14 protein-coding genes are annotated in these 15,301 nt (G+C 59.0%); 8 read left to right on the top strand and 6 right to left on the bottom strand.

Features of this window, described 5'->3' with window-relative positions; all coding sequences use genetic code 11:
• Positions 1-3 precede the first annotated feature (3 nt).
• On the top strand, positions 4-1,398 hold the full coding sequence (locus RBB75_RS16540; RefSeq protein ID WP_353068706.1) for a thymidine phosphorylase: 1,395 nt from the start codon (positions 4-6) through the stop codon (positions 1,396-1,398).
• A 67-nt stretch (positions 1,399-1,465) separates the two neighbouring features.
• On the opposite strand, the gene RBB75_RS16535 is transcribed toward RBB75_RS16540, so the two are convergent.
• Positions 1,466-1,894, bottom strand: a complete 429-nt coding sequence (locus RBB75_RS16535) for a hypothetical protein (RefSeq protein ID WP_353068705.1) — start codon at positions 1,892-1,894, stop codon at positions 1,466-1,468.
• Positions 1,895-2,229: 335 nt separating this feature from the next.
• Here RBB75_RS16535 and RBB75_RS16530 point away from each other — a divergent pair, with 335 nt between their 5' ends.
• The 4 genes from RBB75_RS16530 to RBB75_RS16515 all read left to right on the top strand — a co-directional run bounded on the left by RBB75_RS16530 (position 2,230) and on the right by RBB75_RS16515 (position 8,327).
• Positions 2,230-4,119: a sigma 54-interacting transcriptional regulator gene (locus RBB75_RS16530; RefSeq protein ID WP_353068704.1), complete on the top strand. Its 1,890-nt coding sequence runs from the start codon at positions 2,230-2,232 to the stop codon at positions 4,117-4,119.
• A gap of 355 nt (positions 4,120-4,474) precedes the next feature.
• On the top strand, positions 4,475-5,713 hold the full coding sequence (locus tag RBB75_RS16525) for a NupC/NupG family nucleoside CNT transporter (RefSeq protein ID WP_353068703.1): 1,239 nt from the start codon (positions 4,475-4,477) through the stop codon (positions 5,711-5,713).
• 125 nt (positions 5,714-5,838) lie between these two features.
• Positions 5,839-6,963 (top strand): PP2C family protein-serine/threonine phosphatase, encoded by a 1,125-nt coding sequence (locus RBB75_RS16520; RefSeq protein ID WP_353068702.1) that lies wholly within the window; start codon positions 5,839-5,841, stop codon positions 6,961-6,963.
• A gap of 230 nt (positions 6,964-7,193) precedes the next feature.
• A complete protein-coding gene (locus RBB75_RS16515; RefSeq protein ID WP_179637779.1) occupies positions 7,194-8,327 on the top strand; it encodes an acyltransferase family protein in 1,134 nt (377 codons plus the stop codon).
• Here the strand turns inward: RBB75_RS16515 and RBB75_RS16510 are convergent.
• Positions 8,257-8,784, bottom strand: coding sequence for a redoxin domain-containing protein (locus RBB75_RS16510; RefSeq protein WP_179637778.1), 528 nt, complete (start codon positions 8,782-8,784; stop codon positions 8,257-8,259). The genes RBB75_RS16515 and RBB75_RS16510 overlap by 71 nt on opposite strands.
• Positions 8,785-9,135: 351 nt before the next feature.
• Between RBB75_RS16510 and RBB75_RS16505 the strand changes: the two genes are divergently transcribed.
• Both RBB75_RS16505 and RBB75_RS16500 read left to right on the top strand, forming a co-directional pair.
• Positions 9,136-9,585 carry a hypothetical protein gene (locus tag RBB75_RS16505; protein WP_257030899.1) on the top strand — a complete coding sequence of 150 codons (450 nt, stop codon included), beginning with the start codon at positions 9,136-9,138 and terminating at the stop codon, positions 9,583-9,585.
• Between the two features lie 424 nt (positions 9,586-10,009).
• Complete coding sequence (locus tag RBB75_RS16500; protein ID WP_179637777.1) at positions 10,010-10,894, top strand: purine-nucleoside phosphorylase; 885 nt, start codon at positions 10,010-10,012, stop codon at positions 10,892-10,894.
• 304 nt (positions 10,895-11,198) lie between these two features.
• On the opposite strand, the gene RBB75_RS16495 is transcribed toward RBB75_RS16500, so the two are convergent.
• The 3 genes from RBB75_RS16495 to RBB75_RS16485 form a co-directional block, all read right to left on the bottom strand.
• Positions 11,199-12,032 (bottom strand): lysophospholipid acyltransferase family protein, encoded by an 834-nt coding sequence (locus RBB75_RS16495; RefSeq protein ID WP_353068701.1) that lies wholly within the window; start codon positions 12,030-12,032, stop codon positions 11,199-11,201.
• On the bottom strand, positions 12,019-12,831 hold the full coding sequence (locus RBB75_RS16490; protein WP_353068700.1) for a GNAT family N-acetyltransferase: 813 nt from the start codon (positions 12,829-12,831) through the stop codon (positions 12,019-12,021). The genes RBB75_RS16495 and RBB75_RS16490 overlap by 14 nt, the downstream gene beginning before the upstream one ends.
• Before the next feature lie 95 nt (positions 12,832-12,926).
• Positions 12,927-13,721, bottom strand: a complete 795-nt coding sequence (locus tag RBB75_RS16485; protein WP_353068699.1) for a lysophospholipid acyltransferase family protein — start codon at positions 13,719-13,721, stop codon at positions 12,927-12,929.
• A 74-nt stretch (positions 13,722-13,795) separates the two neighbouring features.
• Here RBB75_RS16485 and RBB75_RS16480 point away from each other — a divergent pair, with 74 nt between their 5' ends.
• The gene (locus RBB75_RS16480) at positions 13,796-14,359 is read left to right on the top strand and encodes a DUF2062 domain-containing protein (RefSeq protein WP_353068698.1); all 564 of its coding nucleotides are present in this window, start codon (positions 13,796-13,798) and stop codon (positions 14,357-14,359) included.
• Between the two features lie 5 nt (positions 14,360-14,364).
• Here the strand turns inward: RBB75_RS16480 and RBB75_RS16475 are convergent, their stop codons facing one another.
• A complete protein-coding gene (locus RBB75_RS16475; protein WP_353068697.1) occupies positions 14,365-15,288 on the bottom strand; it encodes a nuclease in 924 nt (307 codons plus the stop codon).
• Between the last annotated feature and the right edge of the window lie 13 nt (positions 15,289-15,301).

Genomic DNA, 15,301 nt, shown 5'->3' with positions numbered 1-15,301 from the left:
AAAATGACCCAGACCATCCATCCCATCGACATCGTCCTCCACAAGCGCGACGGCCGCGCCCTCAGCGACGCAGAGATCCAGGCCTTCATCCACGCCCTCGTTCAACGCACGCCACAAAAACAACTCGTCACCGACGCCCAGATCGCCGCCTTCCTCATGGCCGTCTTCCACCACGGCCTCAACCCACAAGAGCTCGCCACCCTCACCACCGCCATGCGCTACTCCGGGGAGACCTTCGACGCCGCCCCCCTCCACAGCTTCACCATCGACAAGCACTCCACCGGCGGCGTCGGCGACAAGACCTCCCTCCTCATCGCCCCCATCCTCGCTGCCGCAGGCCTAACCTCGCCCAACGCCAACGGTATCCCTGGCATCTGCGTGCCCATGATCTCCGGCCGCAGCCTCGGCCACACCGGTGGCACCCTCGACAAGCTCGAAACCATCCCCGGCTTCAACACCCAGCTCACCCTCGACCAACTCCTCCTCACGCTCGAAAAGTGCGGCGCAGCCCTCGTCGGACAAACCCCGCATCTCGTCCCCGCCGACCGTATCCTCTACGCCCTCCGCGACCACACCGGCACCGTCGAATCTCCCTACCTCATCTGCGCCAGCATCATGAGCAAAAAACTAGCCGAAGACCTCAACGCCCTCGTCCTCGACGTAAAAACCGGCAGCGGCGCCTTCATGCCCACCTACGACCAGTCCAAGCTCCTCGCTGAACTCATGGTCCAGACCGGCGAAGCCTCCGGTACCCGCACCGTCGCCCTCCTCACCAGTCACGACGAGCCCCTCGGCCGCTTCTCCGGCAACTGGATCGAAGTCTGGGAGTGCGTCGACATCCTGCGAGCTACCAGCATCGAAGATCGCCACCCCCTCTCCGCCGACCTCATCCAACTCTCCAACCTCCTCGCCGGCTGGATGCTTCATCTCGCAGGTAAAGCCCCCACTCCCGAAGCAGGAGCTAAGCTCTCCGACGAGATCCTCCTCAGCGGCGCAGCCTTCAAAGCATGGATCAGAGTCGTAGCCACCCAGTGCGGCGACGTCTCCCTCTTCCACGACCCCGCCGCCCACCACCTCTACACCGCCTCGCGCACCCTCACCGCCACCCACTCCGGATACCTCGCCTCCATGGACTGCAAACAAGTAGGCTGGGCCGTTCAGCGTCTCGGTGCAGGCCGAGCCAAACCCGGCGATCCCGTCAGCGCCCACGCTGGCATCGAGATGCACGCCAAGCTCGGCGACCCGATCAAAGCCGGTCAACCTCTAGTCACACTCTTCAGCGAAGACCTCTCGCTCCTCGACGAACCCGAGAGCATGCTCCGCGACACCCTCCACATCGCCCCCAACCCGCCCCAACTCCAGCCGCTCCTCCGCGAAGTCATCACGAAGAGCACCTAACTCCCAGCCCCCAAAAAAGTGGACCCGGAGATTTTCATCGCCGGGTCCTACTCACGCAAAGCACAAACTATTTGAGAGCAATCAGAACATCGCTATTGACGCGTACGGACGCTTCTTCCTGCGCCTGAGTCCTGGCCCGCTTCTCCTGCTTCGAAGTCGTCAGGTGGCAGCTCATTGATCCATTCGCTGTGCGAATCTCACTCAGGAAGTACTGGTTCCCGTAGTGATGAAAGACCAGCTTGTTGTCTGCTGAGGAACTGTTATCAGGAACCGTGATCGCCATCAAGGCAACACCCTTCTGACGGTCCGCAATAGTCAGCATCCGCGGCGAGTTGCTGTCGTTACCGATCGTGTAGTTCCCGGCAGGCAGCGTGCGGCCATTCACCGTGAAGTTGAAAGGAACACTTGCCGTGACCTTATGATCCTGGGCCATGGCGCTACCAGCGGTGGCGATACCGGCGGCGACGAAGAGTGCGATTGCAGTAAGGTTTTTCATGACGATCTCCTTTGTGAGATTTCTCTCTCAGGTCCCGATTGGTCTCTGGATTTCGTTCTCTCCGGAGCTTGTTGTTACGCCCGAATAGAATGCAACCGCATGGCCAAACCGCGCCAAACTCCGGACAATCCGCAGCTCATTTTTATTTGCAACAAGATGGGATCGCAAACCCGGCTCGCAAGCCGGCGACGCTCGCCCAACAATCACTCTTCTGGTATCCGAATGGTTCCCCGCGGTATCCAATCGGCTCCCGTGCCCCGAATCGTGTCCCGGCTCGTGCCCGGAATCGCGGTCACCCGGCCAATTCAGCTACACTCACCTTCAACGGAGGCCCGATGAAACCGCGGCTCCTTGCCATCTCCGGCTCGCTGACCGGAACCGTTCGTGAGCTGAGCGACAGCCCCATCTCGGTTGGCCGACTCGAAGTAAACCAGCTATGCCTCGCCGACCCGGCGGTCTCTCGAAAACACTGCACCATCCAACCTGTCGAATGGCAGAACAGCCTGAGCCAAAACAGTCAGGGCCAAAATAGCCAATATGAGCTCGTCGACCTCGACAGCAGATGCGGCACCTTCGTCAATGGGATGCCCGTCCTGCGCCGATCCCTGGATCACGGCGACACCATCCGCATCGGCAGCGCCAGCTTCCTCTATCTCACACACGAAGACGAACCCGCTACTCCCAGAAGACGCTCAACCGACTTCTCTTCAAGCCCATCGTCCGAAACAAAAAAAGTCGCGCCTCCCGCAGGGCTCCCGCAACTGGGAGTTGGAGTCGGACGCATGGCTCGCGACCTCACTGCCCTCTTCGGAATCAGTAACGTCATCAACTCCATCCGCGACGCTCAGCTTCTCCAGCGCGAACTGCTGCAACTCATCTTTGAAGTCGTACCTGCAGACGAAGGAGCCGTAGTTCTGCTCACCGACTTCGAAGAAGAATCGCTTGAAATCTGCACCTGGAACCGCCTTACCGGTGCGACCTCAAATCTGGAAATCAAAAAAGACATCGTTCATCGCGCATTCTGGGAGCGTACAGCCGTCCAGACCGACGCAAATCCAGACGAAGGCGAAACCCAGAACATCCTCTGCCTGCCGCTGGTCGCCATAGAACGAACCATCGGCGTCCTCTATCTCACCTCTCTCCCGCCCGCCCCGCCCTTCGCTGAAGACCACCTCTACTTCCTCGACTCCGCGTCCCGAATCGCAGCCGTAACCCTCGAAAACATCCTCGCCCTCGATTCCCTGCGCTCAGAAAACTCAAAGCTGAAACGGCAGCTCAACACCGCCACCAACCTCGTCGGCGAAAGCCGCCAGATCCGCCAGGTCAGCGACTTCATCTCCCGCGTCGCACAGAGCGACGCCACCGTCCTCATTCGCGGCGAGAGCGGCACCGGCAAAGAGGTCATCGCACGCTCCATCCACCAGAGCAGCCCAAGAAGCGAACTTCCCTTCATCGCCATCAACTGCGCCGCCATCCCCGAGACGCTGCTCGAAAGCGAGCTCTTCGGCCACGAGAAGGGCGCCTACACCGGAGCACTCGGCATGCGCAAGGGCAAACTCGAATCCGCCGAAGACGGAACCCTCTTCCTCGACGAGATCGGCGAACTCGCTCCTCCCATGCAGGCCAAGCTTCTCCGCGTCCTCCAGCAAAGAGAGTTCGAGCGCGTCGGCGGAACCCACTCCGTCCCCTTCAAAGCCCGCGTCCTCGCTGCAACCAACAAGGATCTCGAGCTGGCCATCAAGTCCAAAGAGTTTCGCCAGGACCTCTACTACCGTCTCAACGTAGTCTCCGTCTCCGTCCCCCCGCTGCGCGAACACAGCGAAGACATCCCCCTGCTCGCCCTTTACTTCGCCTCAAAGTACGCACAGAAAAACAAGCGCCCCTTCAAAGGCATCTCCTCCGAAGCACGCTCCCTGCTGCTCGGCTACAGCTGGCCCGGCAACGTCCGCGAACTCGAGAACGCCATCGAGCACGCCATCGTCCTCGGCCTCACCGAAGAGATCCTCGCCGAAGACCTTCCCACTATCATCCTCGAGCAGCAGTCCGCAAAACTCGCAGGAGCCAAGTACCACGACGTCCTGAACGAATCAAAAAAGGAGATGATCCTCAACGCCCTTCAAGACGCCAAAGGAAGCTACCCTGAAGCCGCACGCACCCTCGGCATCCACCCCAAGTACCTCCACCGCCTCGCACGAAACTTCAACCTGAAATCCGATCCTCCCTGACTCCGCTGGAGATTATGCGGGCGAAGCCCGATACCAAACTAAGAGGCCCATATCAAGCCTTCGCTGGGAAAAGCCCGTATCAAGCCTTCGCTGGGAGAGACCCGTATCAAGTCTTTGCTGGGAGAAACCCGCGTAATAAGTCGTTGCTGTCATCCTGAGCGCAGCGAAGGATCCCGACGAACTTCGCCCTGCCCAAACCGCTCGCCCTTTTCAAACCACACGCCGTTGTCTGTTCTCTACCGCTCACCCAGCCATCGAACCACCCGGAAAAGGAGATCCCTCGAGGCACTTCGTCTCCGGTACACTCAACCAAAGTATTCAAACTGCGTTCATCTCCGCAGCAGGAGCGAAGCCTTTGTCCCGATTCACCGGTCTGCTCGGCCTCATCACCTTCCTCGGCCTCGCCTATGCCTTCTCCACCAACCGCCGCGCCATCCGCTGGCGCACCGTGGCCTGGGGACTCGGCCTGCAGATCCTCTTCGCCTTCCTCGTCATCAAATGGAACGCCGGCCAGGCCATCCTCCGCAACATCTCGAACGTCATCACCTCACTCCTCGCACACTCCGTCGACGGCTCCTCCCTCGTCTTCGGTCCTCTCGGCATCCCCGGCCGCCCCTTCGCCGTCCTCGCCTTCGCCGTCCTCCCCACCATCATCTTCGTCAGCGCCTTCTTCGCCATCATGTACCACGTCGGCCTCATGCAGTACATCATCCGCGTCGTCGCATGGATCATGCAGCGGACGATGGGTACCTCTGGCGCCGAATCCACCAACGTCGCCGCCAGCATCTTCATGGGACAGACCGAAGCCCCCCTCACCATCCGTCCCTTCCTCGCCGGCGCCACCCGCTCCGAACTCATGGTCATCATGACCTCCGGCATGGCCCATGTCTCCGGCGGCATCATGGCCGCTTACATCAGCTTCGGCATTAACGCCCAAGATCTCCTCTCCGCTGTCATCATGACCGCACCCGGCACCATCCTCGTCGCCAAGATGCTCGTCCCCGAAACCGAAGTCCCCGCCACCATCGGCACCGTCCACATGCCGCCCAACGAAGAACACAAAAACGAAAACTTCATCGCCGCCGTCGCCCGCGGCACCATCGACGGCGGCCGCCTCGCCTTCAACGTCGCCATCATGCTCATCAGCTTCGTCGCTCTCGTCGGCCTCTTCAACGCCATCATGCTGGGCATCTCCAACTTTCTTTGGGCCCACGGCCACATCCCCTTCCCCCACTCCCTCAACGCCATCCTCGGCGTCATCGGAGCACCCGTCGCCTGGCTCATCGGCGTCCCCTGGCACGACGCCCACACCATCGGCAACCTCCTCGGCACCCGCACCATGATCAACGAGTTCGTCGCCTTCACCCAACTCGGCGCCATCAAATCCACCCTCGCCCCGCGTACCTTCTCCATCGCCACCTTCGCCCTCTGCGGCTTCGCCAACGTAGGCAGCATCGGCATGCAGATCGGCGGCATCGGCGCACTCGTCCCCAACCGCCGCAACGACCTCGCCCAGCTAGGCCTCCGCGCCATGCTCGCCGGAACCATGGCCAACCTCATGTCCGCCAGCATCGTCTCCATGCTTATCAAATAAACTTCGGACCAACCACCCTTTGCACTAAAATTCTCCGCAATCCTGCTTCTCTCCCAACGGATCGCGTTACGAAGAGAATGCAGTAACTGCGCGTCACAACGGGAGAGACAGGAGAGCTCAGCACGATGGCATTCCTCAGAAGCAGTAAAAACACTGCCGAGTACAAACAACAAGTTCAAACCGAAGAAATAAAGACCACTGGGCTGCTCAACCTGGTCGTCGTCCTCGCTGTGGTCTCCGTCGCCTACACGGACTGGATCGTCGTAGCCAACATCTCCCTCGGCTATCTTTACGTCCTTCCCATCGCCCTCAGCGCCTTCATCAACCCTCTTCCCATCACCATCGGACTCGCGGTCCTGGGTTCCATCTTGCAAGAGTTCTTCGGCCCCATCGGCGACAACACTCACGTCAGAATCGTCCGCTTCATCATTAGCCTTGCCGGCTTTCTCATCGTTGGGTTTCTTGTCAGCCTTATCGCAAAACAACGCGGCCGCCTTGCCGCCGAGGTGCGCCGCCAACGCGACGAATACGAAGACGATCTCCTCCTCGCCGCACAAGTCCAGCGCCAGGTGCTATCCAAAGCTCCTATCGTTCCGGGGCTCGAGCTCGCTGCCTTCATGCAGACCGCCCGGCTCCTCGGTGGCGACTATTACGACTTCTTCCAGATCTCCGACGAAATAGTCGATGTCGTCATAGCCGACGTCTCCGGCAAAGGCGCCGCCGCCTCTCTGCTCATGCCCTCTCTCGCCGTTGCCCTGCGTCTTCGTGCGCACGAGCTGAGCGGCCCAGCCGCAATCCTCAAAGATCTCGACGAGTGCCTCAAACAAATCACCCGTCCCGCTACCTTCGTCACCATGTTCTACGCCCGGTTCAATACGAAACTCCGCATACTGGAGTACGCCAGCGGAGGCCACAACCCACCTCTGCTCCTGCGAACCAGCAACTCCCAATCCATGCTTCTCGAGGAAGCCGGCCCCATCATGGGCATCCTGCCCGACACCCAGTTCTCGAACACGATCATCACCCTCGAACCCGGCGACATCCTCGCCCTCTACACCGACGGCGTCACCGAGCAGGAGAACGAAAGCGAAGAAGAGTTCTCGTTCGAGCGTCTTACAAAACTCATCCAGGACAAAAGTTCAGAGCCAGCCACCACCCTGGTAACCGACATCGCTGACGCCGTCTCCACCTTCGCCGGCCCCAAAGAGCAAACCGACGACCTAACCCTAGTCATCGCCAAACTCCTCTAGACCTGGCTGCCTTCCTCACGAGTACCGCTCTCTGTGCAATTGGTTTCATTCCCGGCATCGCCGTCAGCTCCTTCTCGAAACAAAGAATTCATCGACGTTGCGGAGGCTTCGCGATAGACTTTGACGACCGAAGCTATCTAGCACTACCGGCAGTTAATCGGCAACGACAAGTTTGGTTGGAGGGCGGAGCTTGGGCTGCGTCGCTAACCCGCCTCACCTTAAAGGACTTGATGCAAGAATTGACGACTTCCGGCTCCTCTGTAGGACGCCTGCACCATCTGGACGCCTTGAGAGGATTAGCCGCGACTGTGGTGGTCTTCAATCATGTCCGCGTAATCATGACGTGGGCTACTCTTCCATTTATCTTCGGTCCTCTCTTCGCTGGCGGGAAGTGCGTTGTGCTCTTCTTTGTCCTGAGTGGCTATGTCCTTTCGCTTCCTTTTTGGGTTGGAAAGCAGCTGCCGTATGGACGATATCTGACCCGCCGTCTATGCCGGATTTATCTGCCATATCTCGGCGTAGCTCTGTTGGCAGCGTACTTCGCCTCAAAGTTTGGCGGAGCCAAACTCCCTCTGACACAGACGTACTACGATACCTGGCATGAACCGATCACACGAAAACTCGTTCTGCATCAACTTGTGTTTGGCAGTGGTGGAGTAACTCCGCAGCCACTTAGCATGGGTTTTTGGTCTCTAAAATTTGAATTGGCCATTTCGTTCTTCTTTCCTTTACTGTGCTGGGCCTTACGTGGCCCAACACTGATCGGCTTAGCGGCTGCACTTGCTCTGGGCTTCGAAGGAGCACGGCTCCCCGGTGACTTTGGTGGGCTTGTGATGTACACAGGAGCCTTCATGATAGGCGCCCTGGCCGCGAAGGAGAGAGAACGGATCTACTTGTGGTTTCGTGGAATCGGCACACCCATGCGCTATCTGCTGCTTGGCCTGGTGGTCGTAGGATTTTATGCGGGCGAAAGTAAGAACTTCATCAACGTTCTGGCAGCCTGTGGCGTCATTGTTATCGCGGATTGCAGCCGCGTTCGCGGTTGGCTCTCCCGGTTTTTCTTCGTCTACCTTGGCAAGATCTCCTACAGCCTCTACCTGCTGCATGGAACGGCCCTGTTTCTCTGTTTCACTCTGCTCTACACCAAAGTTCCTTCGGCCATCGTGATCTCCGCATATCTTGTCAGCGCATTCACAGCGGCGCACTTCTACGCCAAATATGTAGAGGAAGGCTCGATTGCGCTTGGCCGAAGGCTAACTCGTGGTAAGCAGAGGAAGCTGAAGCCTGAAGATCTCACCCAACCAGCCGCAGATAATCCGGTTCATCCGCAATCGTCCGATACCGAAACTGCCGCACAATCTTAGGCCCCTTCAAAAAGAAGAGCCCTTGCATCTGATGGCCGTCTTCTTTGATCGCCCCGATCCCATGCTTGAAGATCGCACCCTTCAACCACCCAATCCACACCGAAGGTTGCAACAACGTCAGCGCCGGATGCATCCTCGGCAGCGCAAACACAGGCAGTTGATAAACCACCGCCTCCGGATCGCTCACCCGCTCCACATCCCCCAGACCGTAATACTCGAAGAACGGCTTCGCACGCTCCGGCGTCCCCAGATGCACAAACACCGGTCTCACCCCGCGCCGCGCCAACTCACCACGAAGATCTGCAACATCACTGATCGCCTGACGACAAAAAGAGCACCCAAAGTGTCGCAAAAAAACCAGCAACATAGGCGAAGCCTCCGCCAGCGCCAGCAGGCTCGCGCCCGACTCCGCATGAATCGAAGCCAGCACCCCCGCCACCTCGTCCGCAGAGCTCATACCCCTCCAACCATCAGCCTTGCCCGATCATTCCTTCGTTGGATCGAACGTTCATGCTGAAACTTCGCTCTTCTCATCGTCTCCAGAACACTACACCCAAGGCCCCGCCTCCCGCTTTCCTGTCAAGCAGTCTGAGTCCTAACACGAAAGAGTTAGCAGAGTCCCCCACAACTTCGAATAACGTTGGTCCTGTTCGCATACGTACTTCTCTCTCTGTGCAACTAACCTCTGAACTTCATGACTCGTAAACCTCTACCGCGCCTCACTCTCCTGTTGACTCTGCTTACCGTGGGCTGCGCGCAGCAGGTAGTGGCACCGCCTCCCCCTCCGCCGCCCCCACCAGTAGTGATATTGAAAGTCACAGCCGCCAAGAAGATCTTTCTTTCTAATGGAGGTGTTGACCACGGGTTCAACCAATTCATACCTGGAGGACCGAACGTCACCTACGATGAGCTGTATGCGTCCCTCAAGCAGTGGGGCTACTTCCAGTTAGTCGACTCTCCGAGCCAGGCCGATCTTATCTTTGACATCAGCTCAAGCACCATCGTCCATGAATCCATAATAAAACCCGGTGGGAACGTGAACATAGCCAGTGACACGACGGAGGCCTATATCCCGACCTTCACGCTGTCCATCTACTCCGCTTCGAAGAATGATCAGTTTTATTATTCGATCGTCATGCCTGCCAACCTCGGAAGCAACAAAGCAAAGACCGCGATTGCCTTCACGCAATCCATCGGTGTACTGACCGACAAGGTCAAGGCTCTGGTAGCCGTTCCTGCACCACCGCAAAATCCTTAGCGTCATCCTCCCGCCACCGTCTCTCACCACGTACCCGCCTCTCTCGACTAGTGTTTTTCCTGTCAAGCCCCCTGCACACCCAAAAAACAAAATAAATCCGCCCTCACCTCCACAAAACCACCGTCAATCCAGCCTTTCCGCACTCTCAACACGCAAAAAATAAATCCCCAAACCGTGGCGCATTTACCCACTCCAACTCGGTAGACTTATAACAGGTATGAATTTTTGCCGAAACCGGATCGAGCCAGCTTTGTGCAGGAGCCTCTAAGTCCTTTGACTGGACGAATTTAGCCGTAACCCTTTTGTTATGACGATTTTGCAGGGAGAGATAGCCAGCAAGTCTATGATTCTGAATAAGTTACACGCCGGTAATGAGGGGGGGTACCCCCCCTCGGAACTATAACCAGGAGTTGCAAGGACTGCAATGAGCGAGACCAGCCAGACGACCGACCTCTACACCAGGGCCCAGGCCGCCGCCGCCTGCATCCGCAGCAAGACCCCGCTCCAGCCCGCCATCGGCATCATCCTCGGCTCCGGTATCGGCAACTTCGCCACCCACGTCAAGTCCGCCACGCGCATCCCCTACGCCGACATCCCTCACTTCCCCCAATCCACCGTCCAGGGCCACTCCGGCCACCTCGTCCTCGGCCTGATCGCAGGCGTCCCCGTAGCCGTCATGCAGGGCCGCGTCCACGCCTACGAGGGCTACAGCATGGAGCAGGTCACCTTCCCCACCCGCGTCCTCGGCCTCCTCGGATGTAAAACTCTCATCGTCACCAACGCCGCCGGAGGCATCCGCACCACCCTCGCCCAGGGCTCCATCGTCGCCATCTCCGACCACATCAACCTCACCGGAACCAACGCCGCCCTCGGCCCCAACGAACCCCGCTTCACCGTCCTCGAAACCCCAGCCCAGCGCTTCTTCGATATGTCCACTGCCTACTCGCTCCGCCTCCGCACCCTCGCCATCGAAGAGGCTGCCCGCCAGGAGTTCCTCCTCACCGAAGGCGTCTACCTCGCTGTCCTCGGCCCCAGCTTCGAGACCCCCGCCGAGATCCGCGCCTTCCGCACCCTGGGAGCCGACCTCGTCGGCATGTCCACCGTCCACGAGGTCATCGTCGCCCGCCACATGGGCATCGAAGTCCTCGGTCTCTCCCTCGTCACCAACATGGCCGCCGGAGTCCCCGCCTATGGACGCGAGACCGCTGACACCATCGACCACGAGGACGTCATGGAGACAGGCAAGCGCGTAGAAAGACAGTTCACCAACCTCCTCAACGCCCTAATCCCCCAGATCGCCGTCGAATAGTGAGTAGCAGATAGGACTAGGAAACGCATGATCAAGTTCTATTTTGAAAGGGCGGGACTTTAGTCCCGCCACAAAATCGAACCGAGCAATGCGACTTTAGTCGCTGAGGGAATGCTATGTACTTAATCAGAGCTTGCCTTAGTCGTAATGACATCTGGTCCCGTCATTGCATAAGAGAGTTCTGTTAGGAACCAGATGCGAGTCGAACGGAAAAGCTTGTCATTCTGAGCGCAGCGAAGAACCCCCGCATTCGCCTTTGTTCTTGCTGTTGCACGTTTGGTTTCACTAACTAACTCTCAACCGCCTAAAGCGCTCCTACCAACTCGGAGTCATGCTCCCACACACTCACCCCAACCTCCAGCCCCTCATACATCTCCGCCACCACCCCCTGCGCCGCCTCTGACAGCACAAACCGGTCCGCCCGCTCGACAATCTCCTCCCCAAACCTGATCTTCGCCCGCAGCCCCCTCAACCCAAGAAACCGGAACATGTGCGGCGTAAACTTCATGTCCCCCCACCAGCACACATCCTCACCCACCGTCGCGCTTCCATTCACTACATGAGAATCAAGCGAATACCGCAGCGCCGAAACCCGCAGCGCAACCCCACCATTCAACACCGAGTGAAACAGCCCCCGCCGAAACGGCAGTACCTCTGCACCATCGGTCGTCGTCCCCTCCGGAAAGAACAGCACCGGCAAGCCGCTCCGATAAGCCTCCGCCATCGCCCGATTCACACCCGGATACGTCTTCGGCCCACCGCCCCGCTCCACATACACCGTCCCCGCCTGCGCCGTCAGCCAGCCCAGCAGCGGCCATCCACGCACCTCCGTCTTCGCCACCATCACGAACGGCTGCACCGAACTGTACAGCAAAATATCCAGGTAACTCAGGTGATTCGACACCACCGCCCCGCTCGACGGCACCGTCCCCTCCACCATGCACTCGAACCCCAGCACCCTCACAATCCGCCGGCACCACCCATGAATCCAGACCGCACCCTCAGCCCCCACCCTCGGGTGCCGGATCCAGCAATCCACCACCGCCGCCGCCAACAGTCCCACAAACAAGACGCCACGCAGCACCGAACGCAAAAATCGCCACACAGCGACCGCCACCCTCACCTCAGCACCCCTCAAGAAATCTCTTCGCCACCCTCGGATGCAGCGTCTGCAGATCCAACAGCGTCAGAAAATCGATCGTCTTGAAGTCTCGATCGATCGCCGGCTCACTGCAGATCTTCGCACCAATCGTCAGGTAAGCCCGCAGCAGCTTCGGAGCGCGAACCTCCGTCATCTCAACCTTCGCAGCCGGCAATCGAAACGAAGCGGCAGCAACCGTCAACAGTGAAGGCTCCACCATGCAGCCGCGCAGCGACTCATACACAGCATGGCCCATCTCCGCATCCTGCGACGTCAGCGAGCAGCACCCCATCATGTACCGCCCACCATTCACCAGCGCATACCGCGCAATCCCCCTCCACAGCAGATGCAGCACCTCCGACGACCGATGCTCCCGGTGGATGCACGCCCGGCCCAGTTCCACAATCTGTGCCCGCATCGCCTCATAAGGCTTGAAGCAGAACTCCTGTTCGCTGTAGTACCCAAAGTACTTTCCCGCCACATCCCCCATCTGCATCCGGTATGTCCCGACAATCGCGCCCGTGCTGCGCTCCTGCACAATCATGTGGTCGCACACATCATCAAAGTGATCTTTGTCGTACCCATCGGCATAGGCCGACTCCAACCCTTCATTCATCTCCAGGTTGAACACCAGAAAGCGCAGCCTGTACGCCGCGGCCCGCTCCCCCTCACTCAACGCCAGCCGCACTACATAATCTCCTGCCTCCAGTCGAATATCCTTCTTCGACGGCAGCTCCGGAGACACAGCCTTATTCGGAAGAAGTGCGATAGACCGAGACTCAGTGACTGTAAGCATCGACTCTCCTTGCAAGCCAGGATTGTGGTGCGTTCGATGTCAGTCTGCGTCCTCTTCTGTTACAGAATGTTCACGTCAAATGAACATTCGTTGAATCAAAAATGGTGCATCTCCCCCGCCACCTGCTCCCCTTCCCCAAAGGTGTTAGTTCTCAACGCAGCCACCGCCGCCCTGGCCTCCACAGCCGCCTGCTTCCGGTGCAGCGCATCGCTCGAAAACTCCATCGGCCTTTCTGCGAACCGCACCTTCGCGCTCACCCCATGCAGCCCAAGAAAGGTGAAGACATGCCCCAGCATATTCCGGTCGCCCCAGTAGCAGACGTCATCCGCAACGCTCACACCCGGTCCGTTGTCTTCCCCAAGTTCATAGCGAAGACAAGCTGCAGTAACCGGAGCACCACCATCAATCGCCTGCGCCAGCAGCCCGCTATGAAACTTCAACAGTCCGCTTCCATTGCTCGTCGTCCCCTCAGGAAAAAACACCACCGGCAATCCCGCGTCCACCGCCGCCTGCATCCCCGCCCGCGCTCTCATGGCCGACCCGCCATGCCCGCGCTCCACATAAACCGTTCCCGACATCGTCGTCATCCACCCCACCACCGGCCATTTTTTAATCTCCGCCTTCGACACAAACACGCAAGGGTGCACCGCCGCAAACACCACAATGTCCAGATAGCTCAAGTGATTCGAGATCACCGCCCCGCGCTCAGGAAAACTCCCCGCAACACTGATCTCAATCCCCAGCCCCCGCATCGCACTCGCACAAAAGCGATGCAGCCAAGCAGCCCGCGCCTCTCGTGTCGACGGCCGCGTCAGCGCCAACTCCGCACCGAACCTCACGAACATCCCCACCATCCAAACACTCCGCCAGGCAGCCCGAAAAAAGTTCACCAGATCCAATCCTCACTCGCATTGAAGCTGCACTTGTTGAACGAAGCCTCATCGCGCAGTCTATCCTGTCAGCAGTGCAGCCAAGCGAATCCAATCTCAAAGTCAACCGCGAAGTCCCCGTACCCGTCCATCACAACTGGCTCTATCGCCGCGTCGCCCTTCCTGTCCTCGCGCTTCTTCGCATGGGAGCATCGCCGGAAAAACTAGCCTGGAGCCTCGCCGTAGGCCTCCTCATCGGCATTAACCCCATCCTCGGCAGCACCACCGTCCTCTGCCTCGCTGTAGCTTTCGTCCTGCGCCTCAACATAGCCGCGTCACAGCTGGGCAACCACGTCGTCTATCCGCTCGAAATCGTCCTCGTCATCCCGTTCATCCGTCTCGCCAGCCGCGTCTTCCACACCGCCCCCATGCCTCTCTCGGCAAACGAGCTGCTTCACGCCGCACGCGAGCGTCCCCTCGCCCTCTCCCGCCAGCTCTGGTTATGGGAGTGGCACGCCTTCATCCTCTGGGCTATCTTCGCCGCAATCGCAATCCCAATCATCGCGCTCGCGCTCACCCCACTCCTGCGAAGACTCCTCAAGCGCGTCGAGCACCACCAGTACCCCCTGCTCTCAACCGCGACGAACTCAGAAGAGTAACTCGTCTAGTCCGCATACTTCGATGGCGGCAACGGCTCAGTGCTCTTCACCCACGCGGAATAGATCATGTCCCGCAACTCCGTAGCGCCAGCCGCCAGCCTCTCCTCAGCAAATGCCTTCCCCTCCGGTGTTCCCGCGCCAGCAAACGCACCAGTCTTCTCCAGCTGATACGTCCTCTCTACCAGTGAGTTCGTATGCCGCAGATAGGCCATGTAGTCGGTAAACACATCCCCCAGCACCACCGGCTTCTCCGCAATCAAAGGAGCAACCTCACCCGGCTTCACATTGGCAGACACAAAAGCAGACTCGAACAGCGCATGAATCTTGTGCTCGGTCGTATACCCATTCGGATTCGGCCCCGTCCACCCGTTGTACTGAATCGTCGTATGCAGCGGCTGCGACCCATCCGCGACATAGTGCCCCAGCCATCCCGCCAGAAACACAATCTCGCACTCTGAAGGTTTTGTATCTTTGTGGTCTTCCTTCAGCTTCCGATAATCCCGCATAGCGCTCTTCAACCGCTCCCACACTTCAGCGGTTACATAAGGCTGCAGCCCAACCTTCTCCGGCGTCAGCGCCAGATCCAGATGCGACTTCTGCGCAAACTCAAGCGCACGCACATAGTCATACCGTTTCCGCGGCAGCTCCCCAATCAGGTCCGCCCACTCCAGATCGATGTAGTGTTCCGGAAAACCCGCCGCATTCAACTCAGGCTCCAGCGGCGACTTCCACCGATCCGGCTCGGGCCCGTAGTATTCCAGCGCATCCAGCCCTTGCTTCGATCGCAAAAACTCCGGCACGTCCGACGGCAGCGCAGCCCCTGCCAATCGGTTGATCATCATGTGCCCCTCCCTGCCCCACGCCAAACTCTGCTGAACTGTCATCACCGGCAGCAAAGCCATTGCAGCCGCAATCCTCACCAAACCCATACCTCTCATCATG

The sequence above is a fragment of the Tunturibacter empetritectus genome (genome assembly GCF_040358985.1).
GTDB classification, from domain to species: domain Bacteria; phylum Acidobacteriota; class Terriglobia; order Terriglobales; family Acidobacteriaceae; genus Edaphobacter; species Edaphobacter empetritectus.
This window is presented reverse-complemented; position numbering and strand designations above follow the sequence as displayed.